This window comes from Paenibacillus sp. P3E (assembly GCF_001909045.1).
Lineage (GTDB): Bacteria > Bacillota > Bacilli > Paenibacillales > Paenibacillaceae > Paenibacillus_AQ > Paenibacillus_AQ helianthi.
The window spans coordinates 112,790-137,033 of the sequence record NZ_LVWH01000187.1; the positions used below are offsets into that span (position 1 = coordinate 112,790).

Genomic DNA, 24,244 nt, shown 5'->3' on the forward strand with positions numbered 1-24,244 from the left:
CAACGTCCTCTGCTGGACTATTCTGCTAATGCATTCCCTGCTGATTCTTCCTTTTGATTTAATTTTGAACTATGTTACAATCAGGAATATCATTGTTAACAACCGAATTGTTAGCAAAATAAACTACCAGGAGGGTGAACCCCTAATGTCCATACAACAAATCCACAATCTTGATGAATTGCATCAATACATTGCACAACCCGGTAAAAAACTGCTCTTCAAGCACAGTACCACCTGCCCGATCAGCGCCAAGGCGAATGAAGAATTCCAGGCTTATGTCCAGAGCTCCGGAACTCCCGCTGCTGTGGTTCATGTGATTGAAGACCGTCCGGTCTCCAACCAGATTGCCGAAGATTTCGGCATCAAGCATGAGTCCCCGCAAATCTTCCTGCTGGAAGATGGTGAAGTCCGGTGGAACACCTCCCACTGGAAAATCACCCGCGATGCCCTCAAGGAAGCTGTGAGCCAATGAGCCAACCTGTAATCATTTATTCTACAGCCAACTGCAGTGACTGCAATCAGGTGAAACAGCTGATGAAGGAGCAGGACATTCCTTTTGAGGTACGGGATGTAATGACCAGCACGGTTTATCAGGAAGAAGTTGAGAAGCTGGGCTTCATGGGCGTTCCTGTTACAGTAGCCGGGGCACATGTCGTCAAAGGGTTCAATCTGCCCGAGCTGAAGGAGCTTATCGCAGCTACGAAATAAATATGCCGGAACGCTGGCAGGAGAATGCCGCGTACGGATTCATTGGTTCACTTGCACAAAAGGGTATCCGGGAGCTGTTTGCCCCTGAATACCCTTTTTGTCTTGCCTAAGGAATGACCCGTATTTTGAGGCAGAAATAAAAACAGGCGTGCGAATGAGATAATGGGCCGATATGCAGTAAGATATATGGTTTTATCCGTTTATTTCCTTCGAATTATCCGATTTCAACGTGAAATTGGCGCAGCAACTCCCTTTTCCTTTTTTACAAAGACCTCCCCGAAGCAGTATGATTCGTTTTGAAAGTAATTCATGAAAAATTACATGAACGCTGAATTCCCGGCACACGGGAAACGGGGGAACCACCGGGCCACTAGGCCTTATTGGGGTGAATCCTAAGGAGACTGTAGAAGTGCGGTCTCACAAGGTAGGGCGACTCTCACCGTCCGAATCCGACAGCTAACCTCGTAAGCGTATAGAGAGAGATCTTAACCCGCCAAGCTTAAGCGCCAGGTTTATTTAAGCCTGTACCGAAGCCGCAGCAGAGGTTCTCCTCTGCTGCGGCTTTTTTGCGGAAATTAGTGAGGTAACGGGGTTTCGCCGGGAGAGCGGCCGGGGCTAGGTGAAAAGTAGTATATCTAATCCGGGGAGGAATACAGGAATGGAATCGCGCATGTCGGTTTCCGCATCCGAATTTGCGGAATATGTTGAGAAGTATAGCGGAAATATCTTTACGCTCTGCAGGTTGCTGCTGGGACAGGGTTCTGAAGCGGAGGAGGCTGCCGTGAAGAGCTTCACAGAGCTGTATATACCTTATCTCCGAAAGGGCTGCGACCCGCAGAGCTTCTCTCTTCTGGCCTACCGCGAATGCATCCGGCATTGCTTCCGGATTGCACAAGGCCGTAAGGCCAGCAGTACAGCTTGTCTCTCCTGGGAGGACCAGCTTGTGCATGCGCTCCGGTATGGCTTGCGGCTCCCTTTGGCGGAGATCAGTCCGATCCTCATGAAAAGCATGCCCGAGCTTAAGGCGCAGCTCCGGCAAATGCGCGAGCTACTGGCAGCACATGAAGCTGCACAACCCAAATCCGGTTTATCTGCCGGCTAAAGTGAACAGCACTGTAGGCCAAAACGGATTTGCAGTCCTGTACAGAGAGCCTATGCTGCTGAAGCAGCGATACAGAGTATCGCTTAAGGTACCGTCCAGAATGAGAGGTATTTCTACCTCTCATTCTGCCCGCTAGCCCGGTTATGGCGCGACCAGAGGTATTTCTACCTCTCATTCCGCCCGCTAGCCTGTTTATGGCGCAACCAGAGGTATTTCTACCTCTCATTCCGCCCGCTAGCCCGTTTATGGCGCGACCAGAGGTATTTCTACCTCTCATTCCGCCGATTTCCCTGCCTACGCTCAATTCAAAGGTACTTAAGTGGGTTAAACTTCAAATCACGGCCAACCCTATGAATCACGGTAATGACACCCACTTCTTATTGCTCCCTCTGGCTTTACCATCTATTGAATCACTTCATTTCTTCCGTTTATCCCTCTCACTTTTCAATCGGAGTTATCCATAGTTTTAGACTTAAATAATTTCTTAAGCCGCAAAAAAGCCGTGGCAACCAGCCTCGGCTTCTATTCCGTTTTTATTATTTTTTGCCTTTTTTGCTATTCTTGTCTTTTGTGCCTTTGCCGCCCTTGGCGAATCTCAAGAATGCCATGCAGCACCCTAATAATCCGATACCCAGTAATAACGTCTGTAGCGCACCCAGCCAGGTTGAACCTTCTGAATCAATCAGGCTGCTGAGGATAATCAACAGGATCGAAGCCGCTACCATCAAGGGCGTTTGTCTTTTTTTCATCAACATTACCACTCCTTACTTACTAAGGTACACCATACGGCATGATTCCGCCAGATGAACAGATAACGAATGCCGGAGACTGGTGTTTTCTATACGGTATGTTTTTCAAAACTTTGTAAGTTTGTCAGCCACCGATTCATTGGGCATTGGGTCCGATCAATCAAGACCTTGAAGATTGCTCCCAAGGGTCTTGGTAAATTATAGAGGAATAAATACAAGCACTGAAAGGAATTGTGCGAACAGGGGTCTTGAGAAAATCTCATACGGGGATAGTGAGCATTTCTTCTTAGCCGCCCGATTCATTCGGCACTGGGTGGGGGTATAAGAAAGACCTTGAGGGGTATCGCCCCTCAAGGCCTATAACATTAATATCCGTATTCTGTTTCTGTTGTCTCACATAGTGTTTTCGTTAATTTACCCATATGAGATTTGGCTGTATCGATAATATCTCTATCAGTTATTAATGATTCTAGAACTGATACAACCAATACTTCCTGAACCTTATCATCAGCTACAGCCATCTCTTCAAGGAAGCTATAGAGATTACTTACTTCTTTTTGAGTTTCAATAGACTTGATTATAAATGGAGTGACCACCATACCAAAAATAACATGGGGTAAATCCTCTTCAAGCCATTCAATCTCTTCTTCATAATGTGGTCTAATTTGTGGTACGTCAGCCAATAAACGTTCGATTAAGTTTTCATACTCCAACTGTTTTCACCTCTTACTACTTTCCTAATAATGCCTTCTGCATATCATCATAAATTGCTTGTGCCGCCACCTTATCTTGTGCACTTAGATTTCCGCCGTTAAGTAATTTTTGTAGTGCTCTGCTATAATCCTGTCCAGTGAGCGTTAAGTTCATCTTGTCTTAGCCACCCGATTCATTCGGCACTGGGTGGGGGTAAGTGAAAGGCCTTGAAGGTTTTATCCCTCAAGGCCCAGAACAACCACCTTTTATTTACTGAACTTCTCAAATCTATCCGATTCAAGATATTTTAGCGAGGATTGTTTCACACCACCAAATTCAACAAAATTCTCACGTGCTTGAGCAAGCGTCATATGGTTAGGTGAACTAAAGTAACTTAGTTCTCTGTTCCCATCATCCTCCCAAAAGCAAACTGGGCAGATATCGTATTCTCCCTTCGTTGGAAGGGTCTTAAATTCACAACACGGACAACTATAAAGTTCTTCTTGAGAACCCTCAACCTCATGGAAAGATTGCAGGATTTCTGAAACGCTTTTTGATATATACTCATTTCTGACTCCAAGATACTTTTTCCTTAAAGCTACAGATATCAATGCATTGTAAACTTCATTCATAGCATCTAGTTGAGGTTCATCAAAACCGAGTATTTCTGATTGTAACGTTTCCGGCAATCTATCAAATTCGGGATTGTCTTGGTCAATCCCCCACCAATCAATTAGGATTTCTTCCCGTTTATCCTTAGACATATCTGCAACTGTTGAATTTAAGATAATATTTATTGCTTCATATCGATTCATTTTCTCACCTCACTTATTAGCCGCCACCAAGTGATTTTGCGAGATCAACTGCGGCTTGGAACGGATCAGCAGATCGCCCGTCATCCTTATAAAACGTTCTAATCTGTCGGTCTTTTATATGACCCACAAGTACGCGCCTTGTTGAAGAATCATATTTAACAATGAAATTACCAACAACCTGTTCTTTGAAAGAATCACTAGTTTCAGCGGCGAAGTCTTTAGCTAGCTTCAAGTACTCATTTTGAGTTATGTTCCCAAATTCATGCCCATGCTTCTCATAATGCGGCTGTAATTTACCACTACTAAACCCTTTCCAGTTTATAGAGGCACAATTGGTGTTATGCACCCAAATCCCAAGGTCACTAACAAAATAAGTATGGAAGCCATCAACCCTCAAGTTATAAACCGTTGCTTGCCTGTGTTCAACTTCAATGCTATCAACTTTGAGTGTATCCCCATCGCTTTGAACAAGCAAGTCACCGACTTTAAGGTCTTTAACGAACGTCCAACCCTTATCCTTCACATGGAATGGATGGTTAAAGGTCGATTCAATCGTCTGACCGCCCACATAGATGTTGTAAATCTCATCCGTCTCGTGGTTGAACGTTGCCGTAACCTCTTTGTAAGCTACCTCGCCAGTCGTTTCATCCTTGGAAAGAACCTTATCTCCGACTTCAATGTCTTCGATATTCTTCTCCCCTTCGCCTGTCTGCACTTTCGTATCGCCAGTAAAACAATTACATGCATTTTTGGCTAATCTCACTACCGAGCTTACTTCGTTCTTCTCCACTACAGCAGCCGATCTTGTGCTTGAGCGTACCAATACTCTTTCGTATTCATTGCTACCCGAGCTGAAGTGAAGAATGGATCTGTGAAGCCGAATGTCCAATAGCTCAGCGCGCTTTCCCATGATGAATGGACCGATTTCATTTGAATAACAAATGCATTCGACTGATCACTCATCCAAGAATTTCCGCTAGGATCAAAACGGATCATAGGATTATTACCAACATAAGTATACAAAATCAAACTCAGCGGATTTATTATCTGCCCTTCAGACATATCCTCATTTATAAATCGTCCTACATTTGGATCATACCATCTGGCCCGGAGTTATTGTAAGCCCGTAGTATCGTCCCATAACTCTCCAGAGTACCGGAACGGGTTATGAACCTTCTCCTCTTTCAGAGTGATATTGCCCCACATATCGTAATCATAGCGATTTAAAATCTCGCCCTGAGCATCTCTCACCTCGACAATATCGCCGTGACCATTGTATAGAGGGTATGCCTTGGTACCATCATTGTACGAAATGGCTTCCAATCTCTGTCCACGAATGTAGCTGGCCACCTCTTGCGGGATGCCATTTACAACATTTGCCTCAGCAATAATTTTATCCCCGTCATAATCGTATTGAACTGTCTTTCCATTACGTTGTTATTTTTTCCAAAAATCCCATATTTTAATTTTTTATTACATTTTGAATACCTTAACGCAAAAAAACCTCAAAAGGCCTAGGCCCTTCAAGGTTTTTAACAAATACTGCTACTTGTTCTCAATGACTGCGCTTATTCCGCTTAAATCTTGTAAGCCTTCATCGCTTTTCTGATCTCTTTGATGCTTGGGCGTTTGCCGTACATCAGCACACCGGTGCGATAGATCTTGGCGGCGAGCCAGCCCAGTCCAAATGTGGTTGCGAGCAAGATGATGAGTGATACAGCAATCTCCCAAAAGGCTACGTCCCCTATACCGATGCGCAGCAGCATGCTGAGCGGTGAAGTGATGGGCACAAAGCTTGCCACCTTGATAAGCATGGTATTAGGAGCTGATATACTGAACAACGGAATGTAAAAGGCCACAAAGGTACACATCATTACCGGCATCACGGCCTGGCCCAGATCCTCCGTGCGGCTCACAATGGAGCCTACAGCAGCATACATCAGAGCATACAGGAAGAAGCCCAGCACATAAAGGATTAGTCCGTATACGAGAATGCCATAATTCAATTGTCCAAGATCCAGGTCAAAGTCAGACAATATGCTGGCGTTATGCGGAAGCATCAGATTGATGGCGATACTTGCCGAGATAACGGCAATCTGCATCAAGCCGACCAGGAAGATCCCGATCACCTTGCCGAACATTTGCGTTAGTGGTGAAGCGCTGGTAATCAGAATCTCCATGATACGGGAGCTTTTCTCCGAGGTGACTTCTGCCGAAATCATATTCCCGGTCATGGTAATTGACATGAAGAAGAGGATCAGAAGCACATAGACGATAACATAATTGATAGCTGGCTTTGATTTATCTGCTGCTCCGCTATCCGTTCCATCCGTACTGAGCTGCTGGGTTCCGATAGACACCGGCGCGAACATCGCCGCTACCTGTGCTTGAGTCAGCTTATCACCTACGATCAGCTTTGTATTGATCTGTTGCAGGGCAGTCTGAAGGTAAGTCTGCAAATCTCCATCCAGTTCTCCGTCCTTACTGTGGTAGGTTACTGGAGGTACGCCTTCCGTGCCTTTGGCATCAAAGGTAAGGTAGCCTTCGATTTTACCGTCATCCAATCCCTGCTTCAGGGCAGCATCATCTGCCGAGGCAAAGGCCTTGAAAGCCACTGTGTCCGTATCTTTATCCGCATCAGCTTTTGGAGCTGCAGGCGGCACATACGCCAGCAAGAGTTCTGCGGCACGGTTCCCCTGTTCAGCCACTACACCGATCTGTGTATTCTTCGCTCCATCATCACCTTGGAACACCTTGATGAGGTATGGCACGTTCATCCCGATGCTCAGCAGCAGCACCAGAATTAATGTTGTAATCATGAAGGATTTGGTTCTCACTTTGTTTTTGAAGGTAAAGCTGATAATTGTCCCCATCTTATTCATGAGATTCACCCACCGCTCTGATAAAGATTTGGTTCAAGGTTGGTTCCTTGATTTCAAAATGCTCAATTTCATTGGCCGCCATCGCATGCTGGAGAATACGCTGTGCTGCAGCAATCTCGCTGATGGAGAGCACATAACCCCGCTCCTGCTTCTGCACCGCGCTAACTCCAGGAATCAGATCCAGGCCGCTTACTTCGCCCACTGTCCGCAGCACAACTTCTTCGCGCGGATAACCCTTTTTGATCTCACGAATATCCCCTTGTACTACTGTATTGGAACGGTCGAGAATTGTGATATTGCGGCACAGCTCTTCCACATGCTCCATCCGGTGGGTGGAGAACAGAATGCTTGTACCCTGGTCACGCAACTCCCTTACAGTATCCTTAAGCAGTTCCACGTTGACAGGATCCAGGCCGCTGAAAGCCTCGTCGAGGACCAGAATTTGCGGTTTGTGGACAACTGCGGCGATGAAGCCCATTTTTTGCTGATTACCCTTGGACAGCTCTTCAATCTTCTTATTGTAATAATCCGGAACGTCGAAGCGGTCCAGCCAGAAGCGGAGGCTCTTGTCCGCATCACTTGCCGACATACCGCGCAGCCGGGCCAGATAGATAATCTGATCACTAACCTTAACCTTCGGGTACAGCCCGCGTTCCTCCGGGAGGTAGCCCATCAGATGCTGCAGCTCATCACTGAACGTTTTGCCATTATAGAGGATCTTTCCCTCATCGGGATAGATCAGTCCAAGCACCATGCGCATCGTCGTTGTTTTGCCGGCGCCGTTGGCTCCGAGCAGTCCATAAATCTCACCTTGCTCCACCTTCAGGCTGATTCCGTTTACTGCGGTCTTCTCTCCATACTGCTTCACTACCTGTTCCAGCTTCAAAGCTTCCATTCTTCTAATCCCCTCTCTCCTGGTCAATCAGAATCGGGCGATGCCCCTGTGTCCATAAGCTTAAAATCTCATCCAGCTCGAGCATCCGGCTCTTAATAACCTTTACGCCTAAATTCTGCATGCGTTTCTCATTTTGCTGAGCTTGCGGGGTAATGAGTGAAGCCACACCCGGTGTCTGCATATCAAAATGCAATGCTCCCGGCAACTCCCCTGCAAGCTCCCTCAGCTCCTCTTCATTCTCCACCTGGACCCAAAGCTCGCTCCAGGAGCCGAACAGACTATCCTTTTCGGCCATTCCGAGCAGGCTCCCTTGATGCATCAGCACGATATAATCTGCGAGCCGCCGCACTTCTTCAATAATGTGGGTGGAGATCACCACGGTAGCACCGGTAGCATCCATATATTTGCGCAGCGTCTCAACCATAGCCTTCCAGGCGAAAGGGTCCAGCCCCGAGGAGGGTTCATCCAGCAGGAGCAGCTGTGGGCGGGGTGCCAGAGCGGCAGCAATCTCGAACTTACGGCGCTCTCCCTTGGACATCTTCCCCAGCTTCGCACCTTGCGGCACTTCAAATTTCGCCAGCAGTTCCTCGAAATATTCCTGGTCCCAATCCGGATACCAGTGTCGGCGGAATTCAGCAGCCTCTCCGGCACTCCAGAACTTCTCTTCCACTTCTGAGGTTTCTGGCACGTAGGCTATACGCTGGCGAAGCGACAGCGGCAACCCGTCCGGATAAAGCTGCCCTAGCCAGCGGATCTCTCCCTCGTCGGGAAATGTCAGCTGCAGAAGCATGTGCAGCAGTGTGCTTTTGCCGGACCCATTCTGGCCCACCAGTGCGGTAATATAGCCTTGCGGGAGCTTCAGATCAAGCGGTCCTATCGTCTTGCCCCGCCGTCGCTTCTTGCTCACATTACGCAGCTCTATGGCCTGCTGTACCATTGAAAGTCCCCACCTTTCATTCCTGTGATCCATATTTGTGCTTCACAATTTCCCGAAACAGTTCCATCAGCTCCGCTTCAGAGCATTGTACGGACAAGCCGACATCCACTGCACTTTCCAGCGCCTTGCGGATGGCCTCCTTCTTGTATCCCTCCATCGCCCCTTCACCCACATGGGAGACAAACGTACCTGTACCCTGTCTGGTACGCAGCAGACCCTCGGCCTCCAGATCTTGATAGACACGGCGCACAGTGATTACGCTGCATTTCAGGTCACCGGCAAATTCCCGGATCGACGGCAGAAGTGTACCCTCGGTGATGGTTCCGCTGATAATCAGCGATTTGAGCTGGGTTTCGATCTGGTGGTACAGCGGCTCAGCGCTATTCTCGTTAATTTGTATCGGTATCCACATGATTCACACCCGCTTTCCACGCTCCGGCCACCCGGAGATCCTCCCTATCCTTCAGTCCCCTCATACGAGATCACGGCTCTTCAGCCGATAGATGGTCCATTTGGAAAACAGCTGCACGGATACGGTTCCCAGCAACAGCGTTGACCACATCAACGGGGAGGCTAAGCCCCATTCCTTCGCATTTTGTAAGCTGTAGAGGAACAGATTCCCTCCGAACTCCCAGACCAGCAGGGCCGCACCCATGCACAGCAACACGATGAGCAGGAGAAGACAGAAATATATTTTACCGCTAACCAGCAATTCAATGAAAGTGTACAGCCCCGACATCACAAGTGCGAACCCTGTCCAAATTAATGCAAAGGAGAGATAAGCAGGGATAGTCAACTCGCTTCGAATCTGTCCGCTAATGGCATAAATAAGGCCGAAGAGGAGCACCCCGTTCAGAGAAAGGGAGAAGAGGGTATGCAGCTTTCTCTTACACAGAATCACAGCCACCGGAACCGGGAGACTGCGCATATAAGCGAGCATCCGGGTATACGAGTCCTCACTTAAATACTTCATCGTACGCCTGGAGAAAGTGACGCCAAGCATCGGCGTCATTGACAGCAGCAGGATATCTGCCAGCACCTTCCCGTCCCCCGACTCCAGTACATCATCCAGAATCATTCCGCTAAATATGGAAATATAGCCCATAAAAACAATGGCGAAGGCCAGTGCCCACAACAGCTTCAGTTTATCGGCCCGAAAGTCCCCCCGGACAATAATCAAGGCATCTCTTATCGTTGTCATCAACTTTAACCTCACTTTATGTTCAGTAACATGGTGTGCATCAATTATCATCTGAGTGTGCTTCCTGTGTGCTTACTGTGTATATCTATATACACAGTATATGTCCTTCATTTTCCAGTGTCAACCCAAAGTTATAAACTGTCTGCTTCCGAATTTGAACAAGATTTGCTACCTTCCGTTCATAAAGGTGTAAATCACATCAAAAAGGCCTGTACCCTGCATTCCTATGAAGGATGCAGCGGTACAGGCCGATTCTTACTTCAATTAAAACCCCAAATGGCATCCCATACAGGCTTCGTATGTCCGCCAGGATAAAATATGTACAGCAGCACATATACCGCTACTCCTGTAATGGCTGTAATGAACCAGATCACTGCGGTCACTCTGCCCCATTTCCGGTGCTTGGCATACTGAGCCTTGAAGCCGAGAGTAAGCGTGGTAATTCCAAATACGGCTGCCACCGTTGCCAGCACAATATGAAAAATCAGAAAAATGTGGTACAACAGCGACAGACTATTCGGACCACCCCACGAAGTATTGCCTACAAACACCGTTCTTGACATATATACGATGAAAAACAGTACAGCAGCGACAGCGGCGGCAATCATCGTCTTCTTGTGCGCTTCGCGTTTACCTTTAATAATTTGTCTCCAGCCAATAGCTACCAGCACCGCACTGATCACGATGAAAGATGTGCTGATCGTCGGAAACACTGTGAAAATATCCATGATTATCCTCCTCGGTGCTCTACCTGCTATACCCGGGTCATAACATGCTCTTCCAGCTCGGAAGAGGGCGCGGAGACTTCCGCATCGTCTTGCCCGTTCTCTTTTTTATACCAATGATAGAACACATAAGCAAGCATCGAGGCAAAAATAAATTCCTGAATGAACTTCATGGCGATCCCGCCCACCTGCTGATCCACCTTAGGCGACAGCCAGCCGAAGAAGGCCGGACCGCCAAAAGCCTGCAGCAGCGCTGCTGGACTCCCGGACACACAGTACCCCATCGCCCGCGCCCAGGTCTGCGGATCACTATAAGTGGCATATAACGGCGCTCCCGCAAATATGATCAGTCCGCAAGCCGGGGTCAGCAGTACCATGTTCAGAAAGATAAACCCGATCTGGCCCAGTCCGCTTAAGCTCCGCAGCTCCGGCAGCGGATTGATCAGATTCCACCACATGAGTGCGGAGGTCAGGAAGAGTACCGCATAGTAAATCCGGTGCACCGTAAAATGCAGCATGACATAATCATGAATCACGGGGATATGATAGAGCGAAAATAGTCCGTTGAACAGCAGCGCCGCCACCACGGGCTGAGCCAGAAAGGATAACCGCCGTAGCGGAAGAGGAACTGCCTTCAGCAGAGCCCGCCAGGCCCAATCCGGAATGCCCAGCATGATCAACGGTACCGCCACCAGATAAGAGAAAGCCATGCTCACCATGTGAAAAGAGAACAAAATATGCCCCAGCAGGCTGAGCGGTCCACCCTGGGCCAGATACAGCGCCAGCATACCAAAGATGAACGAGAGCCGCCGCCATAGCTGAACTGTAGATGAACCCGGAAAACGCCCGGCAAGCGGACCTATCCCTACAAAGTAGCCGGCTGACAAAAGCAGCATGACCGCAAGAAACAGCGGACTCCACAGCTCGGCAAAGCTAAAAAAGGATAATCCCGGCATGTTTCAGGCCTCCTCGTACAGGATATTTGATGGGACAAAGGTTGGAAGCACAGTTGAAGCGCTGACCGGATGGAAGGCCTGAGACTCACTGAGCCTGATTCGGTCACTACCTTAGAGGGCGGAACCTGAGGCGGTACGCTACCCGGGAGGGCGGAACCTAAGGCGGTACGCTACCCGGAGTGGTGAGGCCTGAGGCGGTACGCTACCCGGTATGGTGAGGACCGAGGCGGTACGCTACCTTCCCCACGTCTGCGATTGCTAAGTGGAATTTGTACAACTAATTCGGTTAAAACCATACTCCTTTGCAGTTTTCAGCCAAATTAAGTTTACTTTTTCCCACTAATAGTCGGTTTCACCCCTAAACGGGAGAATTAACTCTACTTTTTCCAACTAAACCCAACTCCAGCCCCAGTAACGAGAATTATGTTTATTTCATCTCGCTCCCGCTAACTCCTTTTACCACCAGCAAATTAGTTAGTGAAGTAACCCGCGCCGCTCTAACCTCCTCACTGAGCCTCCATACTCACCCTTATTTCTCATTCAGCAGCGTCCGCTCTTCTTATAGCAAAAAAGGCGGCATCGCCGCCCTGTCTCATTAATCCCACCATACCCAATACAGCGCCATCACGATGCAGGTTCCGGCAATAAAAAAGCCGCCCAGCATGAATATAATCGGCAGCAAGTGCCCTTTATCCTTGAGATGCATCCAAAAGCCCATCTGCAGGATGACCTGAAACACGGCCATCACCAGCAACAGGATCACGGCAAATGTAGCGTTGACGCCTCCGGCGGCAACAGCCGCAAAGGCAATCAGCGTCAGGACAACAGAGAGGACAAACACCACGATATGCCGCTGCGGCCCTTCCTGCCGGTGACGGTGCTTCACTGCACCATCCGAAGGGGAATGCTGTTCTGTCGCCATGGTTACCCCACCTTTCCGAGCAGGTATACGACGGTAAAGATAAAGACCCACACCACATCTATGAAATGCCAGTACATGGCGGACACATAAATTTTGGGTGCGGTTATGACTGTAAGCCCTTTGCGCGCCAGTTGTCCGATCAATACGGAAATCCAGAGAATGCCAAAAGCCACGTGGGCACCATGGAAACCAACCAGAGTATAAAATGCGGAGCTGAAGGCGCTTGTCGTCATGCCGAACTTTTCATGTCTTATATATTCGCTGAATTCGTAGATTTCCAGACCTAGGAAGCCAAGCCCCAGAAAGACTGTAATCAGCAGCCAATTGCGCAGCAGCGCCGGCTTATTGCGGTGCATGGCCTGGATGGCAAACACACTGGTCAGACTGCTCACCAGCAGAAGGAAGGTTGCAGCCGCCACCAGCGGCAGGTGGAACAGTTCATTCGCCGACGGACCCTCATTAGTCTGATTGCGCAGAGCCAGGAATGTGGCAAACAATGTGCCGAACAGCACCGACTCTCCGCCTAGGAACAGCCAGAAGGCCAGCACCTTATTCCTTCCTTCCAGGGTTGCCTTTTCCGGTTCGTGCGGAAGAGTGCCTGCCGCCTCAGCATGTGCTGTTGTCATGTCCGCTCACCTTCCTTCCAGCTCTTCAGGCTCGATATGCCAGCCGTGATCATCATAGAGCGACCGTACCAGCATCGATCCAAAGGTGATCAGCAGCCCTATGGCCGTAACCAGATAGTTATTGAACATAAAGCTCATGAACGCATTCCCGAAGTCATCCCGGCTGAACATAAAGCCAAATCCGGCAATAAAGATGCCGACCGACATCAGGAACGGCAGGATCGTCGCCGATGGCATATGGATCGGACCGACCGGCTCAGCAGGCGTCATAGCGGTATGACCGGAGGTTTTTTCCTTCCAGAAAGCATCCAGGCCCCGCACCAGCGGCGTCTGTTTGAAATTGTATTCCGGCGGCGGCGAGGAAATCGTCCACTCCAGCGTGCGGCCGTCTCCCCAGGGATCGTCTGCTGCGTCTGCCGGTTTTCTGGAAGTGAGGAAGATATTCGTGAGGAAAATAAGCATCCCCACACCCATCAGCCCCGCGCCTATCGTACTGACCAGATTAAGCAGGTCAAACTGCTGATTCGGCAAATACGTGAATACCCGGCGCTGCATCCCCATAAGTCCCAGGAAATGCTGCACGAAGAAAGTGAGATGGAAGCCGATAATGAAGGTCCAGAAAGTCCATTTGCCTAAGCGTTCGCTTAGCATCCGGCCGAACATCTTCGGCCACCAATAGTGCAGTCCTGCGAACAGTCCGGATACCAGACCGCCAACAATGACGTAATGGAAATGTGCAACGACAAAGTACGTATCATGGAACTGAAAGTCCGCAGGCGCAGAGGCCAGCATGACCCCGGTTACGCCGCCCATCGTGAAGGTGGGAATGAAACCGACTGCGAACAGATTAGGACTCGTAAAACGAACCTGCCCGCCCCACATCGTAAACAGCCAGTTGAAGATCTTGATCCCGGTCGGCACGGCAATCAGCATCGTCGATACCGAGAACAGCGCATTCGCTACCGGACCAAGGCCTGTCGTGAACATGTGATGCGCCCAGACCATGAAGCCCAGAAAGGCGATCAGAATCGTGGCAAAAACCATGGAGCTGTAGCCGAACAGCCGCTTCCGGGCAAAAGTCGGGATAACCTCCGAAATGATGCCGAATGCAGGAAGAATCAGAATATACACTTCGGGATGACCGAAGATCCAGAAGATATGCTGCCAGAGCACCGGGTTGCCGCCTGACGAGGTTTCGAAGAAATTGGCTCCGAGAATCCGGTCGAACGTAAGCAGCACTAGCCCTACTGTAATAGCCGGGAAAGCAAACAGGATAATCGCGGACGTGATGAAGCTGGCCCAGACGAACATCGGCATCCGCATGAAGGACATCCCCGGCGCGCGCATCGTAATGATGGTAGCCAGAAAGTTAATGCCGCCGATCAGGGTCCCGAGACCGGCAATCTGCAGCCCGATGGTATAGAAATCAACCCCATGCGTTCCACTGTACTGGATAGTGGATAATGGGGTGTACGCGGTCCATCCCGCATCAGGCGCACCGCCCATGATCCAGCTGAGATTGAGCAGGATGCCGCCAAACAGGAAGGTCCAGAAGCCCAGCGAATTCAGAAAAGGAAAGGCCACATCGCGGGCCCCGATCTGCAGCGGAATCACCGCGTTCATCAGCGCAAAAATCACTGGCATGACGCCCAGGAAAATCATGGTTGTACCATGCATCGTAATCAGTTCATTGAACGTCTGGGCATCCAGAAACGTATTCATCGGCTTGATGAGCTGGATACGGATCAGAATGGCCTCAAGCCCGCCGATGCCAAAAAACAAGCCTCCAGCCCACAGGTAAAGAATCGCTATCTTTTTATGATCGACGGTAGTAATCCAGTCCATCAGTCCGGTATGACGCTTCACGCTGTGGCCATGCCTCAAAGGTGGTGATGGATTCAGGGACTGCGCTGCTTGAGCCAAGGTTCGTACCCCCTTTTCAGATATGCTGCTTCCATTGCAGGTTGTAAGCTCTAGTCCAGCGTATAGCCGGCCAAATACTCCGCAATTCCGTCGATCTCTTCATCACTCAGTCCCATATCCTTCTTAGGGTCAGGCATCTTGTTGCCAGGCTTAACGCCCTTGGTATCATGCAGCCAGGTCTTAAGATTCTCCAGCACCGGAGCGCCATCCGCCCCTGTATCATCATTCAGCAAGATTCCGGCCACCGACTCCCGGGAGCCAATCCCGGTCAGGTTCGGGGCACTCGACATGTCAGGCATCTCCCCTACCGCATGGCAGGTCAGACACTGGGACTTGAACGTCTTGGCAAGCGCCGGGTCCTCCGGCAGCACCGCTGGAGCTTTCATGGAATTCACCCATTTTTCAAACGCCGCTTCGCTGACTGATTTCACCTTAAACTCCATGAAGCCATGGGAAGGACCGCACAGCTCTGCACATTTGCCCCGGTAAACGCCTTCATTTGGTGCACTGAAGCTGAAACGGTTTGTTGATCCTTCAGGGTTGGTGTCCATTTTGCCAGAGAGGGAGGGTACCCAGAAGGAATGTAATACATCCTTCGTGCTAAGCTCAAAAGCGATATCTTTCCCGGCGGGAATCACCAGATCCTGTGCTGTGGTTATTCCGTAATCGGTATACTCGAATTCCCACCAGTACTGGTGCCCTGTCACTTTAACCTTTATCGCATCTTTGTCGTTCGCATGATCATTCCCGGCGGCAAACACCGCTTTCACCGTAGGGACGGCCAGCACAACTACGAGAATCAATGGAATGACCGTCCAGAGCACTTCGAGCTTGAAGTTGCCCTCGACCTGCTCAGGCATTTCGCTCTGATCCGGTTTGCGGCGGAAACGGATTAGCACATAGGCTGCTATAGAGAAGACGATCAGCAGTACTACGATCATGATGGTGATCGACAGCTTCATCAGATCGAACGAGCTTTCCGCCGCCGGTCCCTGCGGTCGAAGCACCGACAGGTCCTCCCGCCCACATCCGGCAAGAATGAGTCCAAGCGCTGCGGTCATGGGAAGAAGCCGCTTTCCAGCCTGCCACGTTTTCATCATTGATCTACCCCGCTTTTCCCGATTTCGTAGATTAGAGTATTATCCTGTCAATTATAACAATCACTATTAATATAAGTTTGAAGGGGGGTTTTGTCAATCGTTCACAACAAATTCACATGTTGCATTGTCCAGCAGGAAGTCTTGTCCCAATTGACTTTAATAGCGCTTTCAAAAGTACCTTCATATCTGCTATAATGAATAAAGCGCATACATAACTAATTATGTCTATTAATTCATTTGACTATTTTAAAAGATTTGTTATGCGCAATTTAAATGGGCATACAAAAAAAACCGTTTCCTGCGGCAGCAAGCGGCCCGGGCACGGTTTATGAGAATCCTCATGGATGTAATGACTCAGATTGATGTCTTTCAAGAAGCAGCATGCTTAGTACAACTGTCTGTTGTTCAAGAGACGGATGAGTTCATTCTCACCAGCTCATGCTCCACGACCATGGTCAGCTCTTCTTCATAGCCTCCCGTAATCCGATACTTACGGACGTACTCCTTCACAAATTTCTTGGGATCTTTGGGCCGGAAAATTCGTGTCATTTCCCGCAGACTTTCCTTGACTTCGTTATGACCTTTACTTGCCATGATCAGTTCCCTCCCAAAACATTGAAAATGAATGCTCCGATAGTAGAGAATGCATGATGAAAAGTTCGCCGTAACCTTGAATGCAAGTTCAGAAACCATACACATACGTGGCTTGCATTATCCGCCAATACCATCCTTCCAATAAAGGAATTCCGTCTCGCCGGTGAAGCAGGTTCGTCGTGATTTGGGCTGAGAATAAGGACATCCCGATAAATCGGACCCCTTAGACACTTTAGTTACCCGAAGAGCCACTTGCTGAATCACTCCTTTCGGGCCTTATCGTTATATTGTATCATATTCCAGTCCAAGTTCCACCTTTCCATGTAAAATGTGCGAAAGGATTTTTTTATGAATTTTACCTTCCGATGCAGGTTAGGGTTGTGAACACTCCGTGAACAGAAGGGACTCTCAGTGAGGGCTGCACAGGTGCTGATGTTGATATAATGCCCAGTCCTGGCAAAAATATCAGCCGTATGTATGCGCTTTGTTCACTGCCCATTACCAGAGTGCTTACTAATTACATCGGTTTTTAGGGGCAATCGGATTAACTTTGCGGCGTTAGCAGCCACATACTTTATACGAACCTCTCATAGGCTTGTAAGGAAGCAGGAATAGGCAATCTGCCTTCTTCCACCACACCCAAGGAGAGTGAGCCCTTGTCCCCTATCAAATCCTCCACCGGATTACCGGACCATATCGCTGCTGCCCTCTGTTACTTTTTCCCGTTCATTGGCGGGATTGTATTTCTCGCTCTTGAAAAACGCAGCCGCTTCGTGCTGTTCCATGCACTTCAGTCGCTGATCGCCTTCGGCGTGCTGATGATTATCCATGTGCTGTGCGGATTCATTCCGCTGCTGGGTCCATTCTTCGCCGCCCTCATCTCACTGTGCTCGTTCGCCGTGTGGCTGCTGATGATCTACCACGCACTGGGTGGAAGGTGGTATAGGCTGCCCTGGGTAGGGGATATCGCAGAAAATCAGCTCCGCAAGCTATAACGGCACCCCGGTTCCTTACCTGGGTGCCAGCGGGTCTTTGCTGATCCTTGCTAAAAAGATTCCCTTTTGCTCCGCTCCTCCGTACAATGGAATCAGGACATACAGGAATCTGCAGGCTGGAGGAACATTCATGTATTTATTGATCATAAATCCCCGCTCCGGGGGAGGGGCAGGTGAGCGGACCTGGCATGCCGTGGAAGCCATGCTTCAGGCTCGCGGTACCGCTTACGAAGCACTGTTCACGCAAAGCGCGGACAGCGCCGAGTCCCAGGTTCTGCATGCGCTCGCGCACCGCGAGGACTGGCGCGCCGCCATCGTGATCGGCGGCGACGGCACGATCCACAGCGTGCTGGGCGCGCTGCGGCGCAGAGGCGTGGCGCTGGCGGTAATCCCCGCCGGCTCCGGCAACGATACGGCCCGGGGCTTCGGCATCCCGCTGGCCACGGAGGCCGCGCTGGACGCCGCGCTGCAGGACCGCTGCCTGACAGCGGACGTGCTGTCAGGCGAGGACGGCCTGACGCTGACCGCCGTGGCCAGCGGCTTTGACGCCCAGGTGGCCGTCAATGTGAACAACAGCCGCTACAAGCGGCTATGCAACGCCATCAGGGCTGGACAGCTGGCCTACCTCATCGGCATTCTGCATACGCTGATGACCTTTAAGCCCTGCCGCGTGAGCGTGACCTGCGACGGGAAAGAGGAGGCCTTCGAGACAGCTTGGCTTGTCTCGATCTGCAACCTGCCCAGCTACGGCGGCGGGCTCCTGATCTGCCCGCAGGCGAAGGCCGATGACGGCCTGCTCGACGTCTGCGTGGTGCACGGAGTCAGCCGCGGGCAACTGCTGCGGCTGTTCCCGACGGTCGTGAAGGGCAAGCATACCACGCTGCCCTTCGTGACCATGCTGCGCGGACGCAGCGTAGCCGTCCGCTTCGCTGAGCCGCGCCAGGCCATCGGCGACGGCGAGAGCCTGGGCACAGCGCCGCTGACGGTGCGCTGTGAGCCGGGCGCGCTGCGCGTGCTCTCACCGCTGGCCGCTGCGCTGAGCGCTGACGGAGTAGCCGGCTCCTGCACCGCGAGCGGCTAGGCGGGTACGTTGTACGGCGAGATCCCGGCCGAACCTGCCAAGCGGCATGCACAGCGGATGCTCCGCAACAATCGCCGCTTCCTCTCTTAACAAAGAAACGAACCCTTCTCCACTGCAAAGTGGCGATAGGGTTCGTTTTGATTTTATGGCTATGCATACAGTATTCCACGGGTCCGAAGCCCCCGCACAGGGACATCCTGATCTGCCGATGGACGGTTTATCCGCCGGAACCTCAGTCAGAGAGCTCCGCGTCCTCCTCCACAAAGGTGATGATGCCATCATCCAGCGAAGCAATGCGCACGAGCGATTCCACGCGGTAGCCGGCTTCCTTAAGCAGCCTGTTCCCGGGCTGAAACGCTTTTTCGATCACAATGCCGATTCCCGCCACCGTCCCGCCTGCCTGCTCAACGATCCGTGCCAGTCCGAAGGCTGCCTCGCCGTTGGCCAGGAAATCATCTACGATCAGTACCCGCTCGCCGGGAGCAATGAACTTTTTGGAAACCGTAATTTCATTGCTTTCTTTTTTCGTGAACGAATATACTTTTTCTACGAATATATCTTCCGTCAGGGTCAGAGACTTCTGCTTGCGGGCAAAAATCAGCGGAACCTCAAGCTCCAGCGCGGTCATGATGCCTGGCGCAATCCCGGAGGATTCGATGGTCAGCACCTTCGTCACTTCTTCCCCCGCGAAACGGCGGGTAAACTCACGCCCAACCTCACGCATCAGAAACGGGTCCATCTGGTGATTCAGAAAAGAATCCACCTTGAGCACGCCCTGTCCGAGAACAATTCCTTCACTTATAACCTTTTGTCTCAACAACTTCATCTGTGCCCCTCCTTCTCCCATCCCATGGACCCATGTTCCTTACTCGCACCTTACTTACAGCCCGTTGGGCTTCTGTGGCAGCAGGTTACCGACGATCGACTTCAGATTATGATCCTCTTTACCGTCTGTCTTTCCATTATCAAAGCTAGTGATGCGAATCTCCGAGTAGGTTTCCCCGGGATTTACAGGCTTAAAGATCAGCTTCTCACGGTCATCCAGCCGTACATCAAACTTCATATCCTTGAACATATCAACCAGCTCTTTCTCTCCAGGAATCTGTCCCTCGTCCAGAAACAGCAGACCGCGCAGCGGCTTCACACCTTCGGTATGATTCACCTCAAAATGGACGATACACTCCATGCTTTTCACCTCCCTAAGCTAATATCGGCTCCGCAGCGCTCACTAATCGGGAGAATCTTCGGACCGCATCTCCCCTGCAACCTGCTCTCCGGTTCTCTCCGCTTCTTCCCCAGACGGGTCATGCAGCACATATTTACCGAAAATCCGGCTGTAGCGCTCACCGTAACGCCTGGTCAGTTCAGTTCCCATGTCTTCTTCCAGTTCAAAAAGCACCATTTCCTGTGTAAAGTGGTTCAGCAAGAGCTCCACCAGCACTGGATGCTCCGTGACCACCGCCTGTGCGGTTCCATCTTCATAACGCATGCCCAGCATACACCAGTTCCTATCGATGACAAAAGAAAACTTGCGCCCCCCGCTTCTAGCCAGCTTACCGCCAAGTGGCGGCCAGGCCGGATAGGGTGCGGGAACGGAATTGCCGCCGTCAAAAGCCCACAGCAGCTTCACTCCGCGCAGTTCCGCCTGCTCCAGCTCGCTGCGCAGCAGCGAAGCCTCCTCGCGCCATACATCAACCACGATCTCCTGCCGGGCGAGATTCAACTGGCGGATCAGCGCCCCCATTACGTTGCGGTCACCCTCGACATTATAAAAGGACGGGCTTACCGGCCCGCCGCGGGGCATTTCACTTTCCATATAAGCCAGCGATGCCTGTACCCGGCCGGAAATCATTGTCGCCAGCTCCTCCGGGTCCAGCACGCTGTAACGCGCCGGTTCCCCTTCACCGCATCTTACATATCCTTGCTGAGTCAGGCGCTGCAGCGCCGCATATACGTTGGATCTGGATACTCCGAGCTGTTTGGCGACCTCGTAGCCCGAAGCCTGGCCTTTGGTGGCCAGCTCGATCATGATTTTGGACTCCATCTCCGTGAAGCCCAAATTGCGCAGATGCAGCAGCAACTGTTCCATCTATGTGTCCCCCTAAGCTGTCTCTGACTCTGTCTATAGTTGCTCTGAACCGCAGCGCGGGCACCACATGGAGCCCTTGGGCAGATCAGCCCGGCAGATCTGGCATTTCACGATGTCGCGCACACCGCTGCCCTCACTGACAGCCGCTTCCTCCGGTTCACTGGCCTTCCAGTCCCGGATCCGCCGGTCCAGCTCAAGCTGCCGCTCGCGTTCACGCTCCAGTTCATCGGCCTCGCGGCGGCTGCGCTCCTCATGCTGGGCATTTCCGGCATAATTCTCCAAAGGCAGTTCTTCCTCTTCAGGAAGCACCTCGGTGTACACGGCACGATTCTCATGTCTCATTGCGAGTTCTTTTTCGGCTTCAGTTAATTCGTCCTCGCCGTAGTATTCATCCTCTTCCTCTTCGTGCTCATGAACGGTATGTACGCTCACTGCCGCCGCTTCTTTTCTCGGGGAGATGCCCTCCAGCTTGCGTCCGCAGTGCGGGCAGAAATTAGCATCCAGAGCGACCACATGCCCGCAGGCGCAGAGACGTTCATTCTTCAGCTCGGCAATACGTGCACGCAGCTCGTCAATCTGCTCCTGAAACTTGAAGCAGCCCCGTGAGAGTTCCACCATTTTGCCTTCCGCCACCGACATATCCCTTAAACGGAAGCCATCGTAGAAAAGCTTTCCCATTTTCATAAATTCCATTTCCATCTCACGCTCAATATCCGATATTTGACCATTCAGTTTGCCAATTTCCACCGAGCTTTGCGCTTTTTCGCTCACCCGGCTGGCACCGTCCTTGATCCGTTGCAAAAAATTCATTGTAAGTTCCTCCTTCTCCAGAGTGAGAACCGGGCTGATCGCAGCCTCGTATAGTGTAGTTAACCCTTTACGCTCCTTGCAGAAGCGGAATTGTGCTTCTATCATACCAAATGTCCCGGCCAGATTCATTATTTGTCATTCTGTGTATAATACTACGTGAAAACGGCTTCTCCGTCCTACTAAGGACAGTACCCGTTTTAGCGAGAAACATCGAATGATGGAGGGATTACACTTGCATGGCGATGACAAGAAACGCTATTTCGTGTCCGTAAGTCATGGCCTCATTCAGGATGTGCGCAATGACTCGGGTGAGTATGAGGTCCTGCTTACCGCTGAAGAGCTGACAGGGCTTCAGGATATCCTCAAGGATTTGGCCAGGGAGGACGAGTATGCCTTCCGGCGTGCGTTTGTGCCCTACAAGTCCGCAGACCACGATGAGGCCATTAACCAGTTCGACGATCAGACCCTCCGGGTATTTCAGTATGTCCACCGCCATGGCACCCCGGAGACCCGTCAGACAATCGAACAGCTGAATGTTCTGCCGAAGCTTGCCAACACCGGCTACGAGGACACAGGCTATGATGGGGGCTCGCCTACCAACAAATAACTACGCGCCTGCCCGAAACTTTATGTGTGCTAATACGCGGCGGACGTCAAAATGTTTCTGCAAAACTGGCCGCGAGCTGCTTTTCTTCCATTTCAGGACCCGGACTCCCCGGCATTCATCCAGAGGGACCGGGTCTTATTTTTTTGCTTCCAGGGCTCTACATGGGTTAAAATATAATTATGAACCAGTCACAAATCATGAATACCGGGAGAGTCTCAGTGGAAGAAAACGATAGTACACAGGTTACGCTGAATCAGTTGCAGGTACATGTCAAGGATTTGCAGAAGTGGCAAATGAGCGAAGACTTCGCCAAGCAGATGGAAAGCTTCAAAGCGCTGCCGGCGCTCTACCGCCATGCACTGAATGAGCTTGAGAATAAGATTGATATCATCAAGACGGAATGGCAGGTGCGCGACGGTTTCAGTCCGATTGAGCATGTCAAGTGCCGGATCAAGGAGCCCAAGAGCATTCTGCAGAAGATGGAACGCAAAGGGCATGAATTCACACTGGACAATATGGAGCAGCACATTCATGATATCGCAGGCATGCGGATCGTCTGCGCCTTTGTAAAGGATATCTACCGTCTGGTCGACCATTTGTGTGCACGCGAAGACATGCGGGTGCTGGAGATCAAGGATTATATTGCCCACCCCAAACCCAATGGCTATCAAAGTCTGCATCTCATTGTAGCCATGCCGCTGGTGCTGCTGGAGGGAACCCGCTGGGTGAAGGCCGAAATTCAGCTGCGCACGCTTGCGATGGATTTCTGGGCCAGCATGGAGCATATTCTATATTATAAATTCGACAAGCAGCTCCCTCCCCATGTCGCCGAGGAATTGAAGGAAGCGGCACGCGCCGCCGATGAACTGGACCAGAAAATGCTCCGCCTCCGCCGGGAGATTCTGGAGCTGGCGGAAGGTCCCTCCACGAAATAAGACCCCTGAACAAAATTAGGACTTATATCATCTAAAAAGGCAGCATATGAACAGCGGGTAACCTGTTCATATGCTGCCTTTCGTATAATTCCGCTTCATGGTCACATCTTACTTAGCCCGGCAGCCCGGCGGGCAGCCGCCTCGGCTACTTCCCGCATGATCAGCGCCAGCCCTTCGGTCGCTCTGGGGGTCTGTGGAAGAAGGGACTTCCAATCCTCTGTTGGCACGGCTACCACTGGAGACACCGGAAACGGCCGGGCTGCGATCTCGTGAAACAGCGGCCCCGGCTGGTGAAGCGAGCCTTCGGCGGCAGCCTCTGCCATCCATTCTCCTGAGGCGACCGCAGGACCCTTGCGCTCCAGCCGGGCAAGCTCCGCAGCTAGTGCACCTGAAGCGTCCGGCACAGCTTCTCCTTCTTCTTCGGTGCCGGCTTCGGCCCACAGGCCAAATACGCCTGCCAGCAGCTCTTCCTTTCCCAGGCCGCGCAACGACAGAGCCAGCAGCGGCTCCTCCGTCAGCCGCTGCGTCAGCAGGGTCTGCAGCCGGGCCTTGTCTGCGGCGTCGAGCTCTTGCCCGAAGACCGCAGAGGCAAGCTCCTCCTCTGCAGGCAGCAGGCCAAGCCCGGCAAGCCTTACGCTCAACTCTCCCTGCAGAAGTCCATACAGCTCTCCCGGATGCGCAGCGAGCTCGCGCAGAACCGTTCTTTTCCGTTCAGCCGTCCATGGCGGAACTTCCAAAGAAAGAACCGCTGCGGCTTCCGGCTCCTGTACGGCTGATGCTGCTTTTCGCACACCCTGCAGTTCCGGCGTTGACCCGGACCCCTGAAGACTTCTTGCTTTTACCCTACCGGGCTGGATGTCCAGCCGAAGCTCAAGCCCTCCGCTCATTGCTGATTCCTC

Annotated in this window: 31 protein-coding genes and 1 riboswitch; of the genes, 7 read left to right on the top strand and 24 right to left on the bottom strand. The window is 51.2% G+C overall.

Annotated features, from left to right (window positions below; translation table 11 throughout):
• Positions 1 to 145 precede the first annotated feature (145 nt).
• The 3 genes from ytxJ (at position 146) to A3842_RS21995 (ending at position 1,810) form a co-directional block, all read left to right on the top strand.
• Positions 146 to 472 carry a bacillithiol system redox-active protein YtxJ gene (gene ytxJ, locus A3842_RS21985; RefSeq protein ID WP_074102744.1) on the top strand — a complete coding sequence of 109 codons (327 nt, stop codon included), beginning with the start codon at positions 146 to 148 and terminating at the stop codon, positions 470 to 472.
• The gene (locus tag A3842_RS21990; RefSeq protein ID WP_074086774.1) at positions 469 to 708 is read left to right on the top strand and encodes a glutaredoxin family protein; all 240 of its coding nucleotides are present in this window, start codon (positions 469 to 471) and stop codon (positions 706 to 708) included. The genes ytxJ and A3842_RS21990 overlap by 4 nt, the downstream gene beginning before the upstream one ends.
• Positions 709 to 1,024: 316 nt before the next feature.
• Positions 1,025 to 1,195: riboswitch (cyclic di-AMP (ydaO/yuaA leader) on the top strand.
• A gap of 171 nt (positions 1,196 to 1,366) precedes the next feature.
• Positions 1,367 to 1,810: a hypothetical protein gene (locus tag A3842_RS21995; RefSeq protein ID WP_074102745.1), complete on the top strand. Its 444-nt coding sequence runs from the start codon at positions 1,367 to 1,369 to the stop codon at positions 1,808 to 1,810.
• Positions 1,811 to 2,346: 536 nt separating this feature from the next.
• On the opposite strand, the gene A3842_RS22000 is transcribed toward A3842_RS21995, so the two are convergent.
• The 19 genes from A3842_RS22000 to A3842_RS22085 form a co-directional block, all read right to left on the bottom strand.
• Positions 2,347 to 2,559, bottom strand: coding sequence for a hypothetical protein (locus tag A3842_RS22000; RefSeq protein ID WP_074086772.1), 213 nt, complete (start codon positions 2,557 to 2,559; stop codon positions 2,347 to 2,349).
• A gap of 365 nt (positions 2,560 to 2,924) precedes the next feature.
• The gene (locus tag A3842_RS22005) at positions 2,925 to 3,272 is read right to left on the bottom strand and encodes a DUF7674 family protein (protein WP_074102746.1); all 348 of its coding nucleotides are present in this window, start codon (positions 3,270 to 3,272) and stop codon (positions 2,925 to 2,927) included.
• A 16-nt stretch (positions 3,273 to 3,288) separates the two neighbouring features.
• Positions 3,289 to 3,426, bottom strand: a complete 138-nt coding sequence (locus A3842_RS32655) for a hypothetical protein (RefSeq protein ID WP_178382389.1) — start codon at positions 3,424 to 3,426, stop codon at positions 3,289 to 3,291.
• A gap of 92 nt (positions 3,427 to 3,518) precedes the next feature.
• Positions 3,519 to 4,067: a CPCC family cysteine-rich protein gene (locus A3842_RS22010; RefSeq protein WP_074086770.1), complete on the bottom strand. Its 549-nt coding sequence runs from the start codon at positions 4,065 to 4,067 to the stop codon at positions 3,519 to 3,521.
• Between the two features lie 16 nt (positions 4,068 to 4,083).
• A complete protein-coding gene (locus A3842_RS22015; protein ID WP_178382387.1) occupies positions 4,084 to 4,857 on the bottom strand; it encodes a polymorphic toxin-type HINT domain-containing protein in 774 nt (257 codons plus the stop codon).
• Entirely contained in the window at positions 4,857 to 5,129 is a 273-nt protein-coding gene (locus A3842_RS33605) for an RHS repeat-associated core domain-containing protein (RefSeq protein ID WP_074102747.1), read from the bottom strand. Before A3842_RS33605 ends, A3842_RS22015 begins: the two co-directional genes overlap by 1 nt.
• A gap of 51 nt (positions 5,130 to 5,180) precedes the next feature.
• Positions 5,181 to 5,417 carry a hypothetical protein gene (locus tag A3842_RS33610; protein WP_305953393.1) on the bottom strand — a complete coding sequence of 79 codons (237 nt, stop codon included), beginning with the start codon at positions 5,415 to 5,417 and terminating at the stop codon, positions 5,181 to 5,183.
• Positions 5,418 to 5,644: 227 nt separating this feature from the next.
• The gene (locus tag A3842_RS22030) at positions 5,645 to 6,949 is read right to left on the bottom strand and encodes an ABC transporter permease (RefSeq protein ID WP_074102748.1); all 1,305 of its coding nucleotides are present in this window, start codon (positions 6,947 to 6,949) and stop codon (positions 5,645 to 5,647) included.
• Positions 6,942 to 7,844: an ABC transporter ATP-binding protein gene (locus A3842_RS22035; RefSeq protein WP_074102749.1), complete on the bottom strand. Its 903-nt coding sequence runs from the start codon at positions 7,842 to 7,844 to the stop codon at positions 6,942 to 6,944. The genes A3842_RS22030 and A3842_RS22035 overlap by 8 nt, the downstream gene beginning before the upstream one ends.
• Positions 7,845 to 7,848: 4 nt before the next feature.
• Entirely contained in the window at positions 7,849 to 8,781 is a 933-nt protein-coding gene (locus A3842_RS22040; RefSeq protein WP_074102750.1) for an ABC transporter ATP-binding protein, read from the bottom strand.
• 16 nt (positions 8,782 to 8,797) lie between these two features.
• A complete protein-coding gene (locus A3842_RS22045; protein WP_074102751.1) occupies positions 8,798 to 9,193 on the bottom strand; it encodes a GntR family transcriptional regulator in 396 nt (131 codons plus the stop codon).
• 60 nt (positions 9,194 to 9,253) lie between these two features.
• Positions 9,254 to 9,982: a hypothetical protein gene (locus A3842_RS22050; RefSeq protein WP_143186337.1), complete on the bottom strand. Its 729-nt coding sequence runs from the start codon at positions 9,980 to 9,982 to the stop codon at positions 9,254 to 9,256.
• A 260-nt stretch (positions 9,983 to 10,242) separates the two neighbouring features.
• The gene (locus A3842_RS22055) at positions 10,243 to 10,710 is read right to left on the bottom strand and encodes a DUF420 domain-containing protein (RefSeq protein ID WP_074086762.1); all 468 of its coding nucleotides are present in this window, start codon (positions 10,708 to 10,710) and stop codon (positions 10,243 to 10,245) included.
• Between the two features lie 26 nt (positions 10,711 to 10,736).
• On the bottom strand, positions 10,737 to 11,663 hold the full coding sequence (gene ctaG / locus A3842_RS22060; RefSeq protein WP_074102753.1) for a cytochrome c oxidase assembly factor CtaG: 927 nt from the start codon (positions 11,661 to 11,663) through the stop codon (positions 10,737 to 10,739).
• Between the two features lie 595 nt (positions 11,664 to 12,258).
• Positions 12,259 to 12,585 carry a cytochrome C oxidase subunit IV family protein gene (locus A3842_RS22065; RefSeq protein ID WP_074086760.1) on the bottom strand — a complete coding sequence of 109 codons (327 nt, stop codon included), beginning with the start codon at positions 12,583 to 12,585 and terminating at the stop codon, positions 12,259 to 12,261.
• A gap of 2 nt (positions 12,586 to 12,587) precedes the next feature.
• Complete coding sequence (locus A3842_RS22070; RefSeq protein ID WP_074086759.1) at positions 12,588 to 13,211, bottom strand: cytochrome (ubi)quinol oxidase subunit III; 624 nt, start codon at positions 13,209 to 13,211, stop codon at positions 12,588 to 12,590.
• A 6-nt stretch (positions 13,212 to 13,217) separates the two neighbouring features.
• Positions 13,218 to 15,056, bottom strand: a complete 1,839-nt coding sequence (ctaD, locus tag A3842_RS22075) for a cytochrome c oxidase subunit I (RefSeq protein WP_074086890.1) — start codon at positions 15,054 to 15,056, stop codon at positions 13,218 to 13,220.
• Positions 15,057 to 15,184: 128 nt separating this feature from the next.
• Positions 15,185 to 16,234 carry a cytochrome c oxidase subunit II gene (gene coxB / locus A3842_RS22080; protein ID WP_074086758.1) on the bottom strand — a complete coding sequence of 350 codons (1,050 nt, stop codon included), beginning with the start codon at positions 16,232 to 16,234 and terminating at the stop codon, positions 15,185 to 15,187.
• Positions 16,235 to 16,639: 405 nt separating this feature from the next.
• The gene (locus tag A3842_RS22085; protein ID WP_019913840.1) at positions 16,640 to 16,828 is read right to left on the bottom strand and encodes a hypothetical protein; all 189 of its coding nucleotides are present in this window, start codon (positions 16,826 to 16,828) and stop codon (positions 16,640 to 16,642) included.
• Positions 16,829 to 17,484: 656 nt separating this feature from the next.
• Here A3842_RS22085 and A3842_RS22090 point away from each other — a divergent pair.
• Entirely contained in the window at positions 17,485 to 17,823 is a 339-nt protein-coding gene (locus A3842_RS22090; RefSeq protein WP_074086757.1) for a DUF4870 domain-containing protein, read from the top strand.
• Positions 17,824 to 17,953: 130 nt separating this feature from the next.
• Positions 17,954 to 18,904, top strand: a complete 951-nt coding sequence (locus tag A3842_RS22095) for a diacylglycerol/lipid kinase family protein (RefSeq protein WP_074102754.1) — start codon at positions 17,954 to 17,956, stop codon at positions 18,902 to 18,904.
• 232 nt (positions 18,905 to 19,136) lie between these two features.
• Here the strand turns inward: A3842_RS22095 and A3842_RS22100 are convergent, their stop codons facing one another.
• From A3842_RS22100 to A3842_RS22115, 4 genes are read right to left on the bottom strand one after another with little or no spacing between them, the layout of a single operon-like run.
• Complete coding sequence (locus A3842_RS22100) at positions 19,137 to 19,730, bottom strand: xanthine phosphoribosyltransferase (protein ID WP_074086755.1); 594 nt, start codon at positions 19,728 to 19,730, stop codon at positions 19,137 to 19,139.
• Positions 19,731 to 19,784: 54 nt separating this feature from the next.
• Positions 19,785 to 20,090 (bottom strand): hypothetical protein, encoded by a 306-nt coding sequence (locus A3842_RS22105; RefSeq protein ID WP_074086754.1) that lies wholly within the window; start codon positions 20,088 to 20,090, stop codon positions 19,785 to 19,787.
• 42 nt (positions 20,091 to 20,132) lie between these two features.
• Positions 20,133 to 20,993 (bottom strand): TrmB family transcriptional regulator, encoded by an 861-nt coding sequence (locus tag A3842_RS22110; RefSeq protein WP_074102755.1) that lies wholly within the window; start codon positions 20,991 to 20,993, stop codon positions 20,133 to 20,135.
• A gap of 33 nt (positions 20,994 to 21,026) precedes the next feature.
• A complete protein-coding gene (locus A3842_RS22115; RefSeq protein ID WP_074102769.1) occupies positions 21,027 to 21,803 on the bottom strand; it encodes a zinc ribbon domain-containing protein in 777 nt (258 codons plus the stop codon).
• Positions 21,804 to 22,017: 214 nt separating this feature from the next.
• Here A3842_RS22115 and A3842_RS22120 point away from each other — a divergent pair, with 214 nt between their 5' ends.
• On the top strand, positions 22,018 to 22,410 hold the full coding sequence (locus A3842_RS22120) for a hypothetical protein (protein WP_244169735.1): 393 nt from the start codon (positions 22,018 to 22,020) through the stop codon (positions 22,408 to 22,410).
• Positions 22,411 to 22,703: 293 nt separating this feature from the next.
• Positions 22,704 to 23,345, top strand: a complete 642-nt coding sequence (locus A3842_RS22125) for a GTP pyrophosphokinase (RefSeq protein WP_244169740.1) — start codon at positions 22,704 to 22,706, stop codon at positions 23,343 to 23,345.
• A 101-nt stretch (positions 23,346 to 23,446) separates the two neighbouring features.
• Here A3842_RS22125 and A3842_RS22130 read toward each other — a convergent pair whose 3' ends face one another.
• On the bottom strand, positions 23,447 to 24,232 hold the full coding sequence (locus tag A3842_RS22130) for a hypothetical protein (RefSeq protein ID WP_074086751.1): 786 nt from the start codon (positions 24,230 to 24,232) through the stop codon (positions 23,447 to 23,449).
• Positions 24,233 to 24,244 lie beyond the last annotated feature (12 nt).

What these genes read in the sequence shown, in the direction of transcription:
- ytxJ (WP_074102744.1), top strand. Translation starts at nt 146, where the DNA reads ATGTCCATACAACAAATCCACAATCTTGATGAATTGCATCAATACATT.
- A3842_RS21990 (WP_074086774.1), top strand. Translation starts at nt 469, where the DNA reads ATGAGCCAACCTGTAATCATTTATTCTACAGCCAACTGCAGTGACTGC.
- A3842_RS21995 (WP_074102745.1), top strand. Translation starts at nt 1,367, where the DNA reads ATGGAATCGCGCATGTCGGTTTCCGCATCCGAATTTGCGGAATATGTT.
- A3842_RS22000 (WP_074086772.1), bottom strand. Translation starts at nt 2,559, where the DNA reads ATGAAAAAAAGACAAACGCCCTTGATGGTAGCGGCTTCGATCCTGTTG.
- A3842_RS32655 (WP_178382389.1), bottom strand. Translation starts at nt 3,426, where the DNA reads ATGAACTTAACGCTCACTGGACAGGATTATAGCAGAGCACTACAAAAA.
- A3842_RS22010 (WP_074086770.1), bottom strand. Translation starts at nt 4,067, where the DNA reads ATGAATCGATATGAAGCAATAAATATTATCTTAAATTCAACAGTTGCA.
- A3842_RS33605 (WP_074102747.1), bottom strand. Translation starts at nt 5,129, where the DNA reads ATGTCTGAAGGGCAGATAATAAATCCGCTGAGTTTGATTTTGTATACT.
- A3842_RS22030 (WP_074102748.1), bottom strand. Translation starts at nt 6,949, where the DNA reads ATGAATAAGATGGGGACAATTATCAGCTTTACCTTCAAAAACAAAGTG.
- A3842_RS22035 (WP_074102749.1), bottom strand. Translation starts at nt 7,844, where the DNA reads ATGGAAGCTTTGAAGCTGGAACAGGTAGTGAAGCAGTATGGAGAGAAG.
- A3842_RS22040 (WP_074102750.1), bottom strand. Translation starts at nt 8,781, where the DNA reads ATGGTACAGCAGGCCATAGAGCTGCGTAATGTGAGCAAGAAGCGACGG.
- A3842_RS22045 (WP_074102751.1), bottom strand. Translation starts at nt 9,193, where the DNA reads ATGTGGATACCGATACAAATTAACGAGAATAGCGCTGAGCCGCTGTAC.
- A3842_RS22050 (WP_143186337.1), bottom strand. Translation starts at nt 9,982, where the DNA reads ATGACAACGATAAGAGATGCCTTGATTATTGTCCGGGGGGACTTTCGG.
- A3842_RS22055 (WP_074086762.1), bottom strand. Translation starts at nt 10,710, where the DNA reads ATGGATATTTTCACAGTGTTTCCGACGATCAGCACATCTTTCATCGTG.
- ctaG (WP_074102753.1), bottom strand. Translation starts at nt 11,663, where the DNA reads ATGCCGGGATTATCCTTTTTTAGCTTTGCCGAGCTGTGGAGTCCGCTG.
- A3842_RS22065 (WP_074086760.1), bottom strand. Translation starts at nt 12,585, where the DNA reads ATGGCGACAGAACAGCATTCCCCTTCGGATGGTGCAGTGAAGCACCGT.
- A3842_RS22070 (WP_074086759.1), bottom strand. Translation starts at nt 13,211, where the DNA reads ATGACAACAGCACATGCTGAGGCGGCAGGCACTCTTCCGCACGAACCG.
- ctaD (WP_074086890.1), bottom strand. Translation starts at nt 15,056, where the DNA reads ATGGACTGGATTACTACCGTCGATCATAAAAAGATAGCGATTCTTTAC.
- coxB (WP_074086758.1), bottom strand. Translation starts at nt 16,234, where the DNA reads ATGATGAAAACGTGGCAGGCTGGAAAGCGGCTTCTTCCCATGACCGCA.
- A3842_RS22085 (WP_019913840.1), bottom strand. Translation starts at nt 16,828, where the DNA reads ATGGCAAGTAAAGGTCATAACGAAGTCAAGGAAAGTCTGCGGGAAATG.
- A3842_RS22095 (WP_074102754.1), top strand. Translation starts at nt 17,954, where the DNA reads ATGTATTTATTGATCATAAATCCCCGCTCCGGGGGAGGGGCAGGTGAG.
- A3842_RS22100 (WP_074086755.1), bottom strand. Translation starts at nt 19,730, where the DNA reads ATGAAGTTGTTGAGACAAAAGGTTATAAGTGAAGGAATTGTTCTCGGA.
- A3842_RS22105 (WP_074086754.1), bottom strand. Translation starts at nt 20,090, where the DNA reads ATGGAGTGTATCGTCCATTTTGAGGTGAATCATACCGAAGGTGTGAAG.
- A3842_RS22110 (WP_074102755.1), bottom strand. Translation starts at nt 20,993, where the DNA reads ATGGAACAGTTGCTGCTGCATCTGCGCAATTTGGGCTTCACGGAGATG.
- A3842_RS22115 (WP_074102769.1), bottom strand. Translation starts at nt 21,803, where the DNA reads ATGAATTTTTTGCAACGGATCAAGGACGGTGCCAGCCGGGTGAGCGAA.
- A3842_RS22120 (WP_244169735.1), top strand. Translation starts at nt 22,018, where the DNA reads ATGATGGAGGGATTACACTTGCATGGCGATGACAAGAAACGCTATTTC.
- A3842_RS22125 (WP_244169740.1), top strand. Translation starts at nt 22,704, where the DNA reads ATGAGCGAAGACTTCGCCAAGCAGATGGAAAGCTTCAAAGCGCTGCCG.
- A3842_RS22130 (WP_074086751.1), bottom strand. Translation starts at nt 24,232, where the DNA reads ATGAGCGGAGGGCTTGAGCTTCGGCTGGACATCCAGCCCGGTAGGGTA.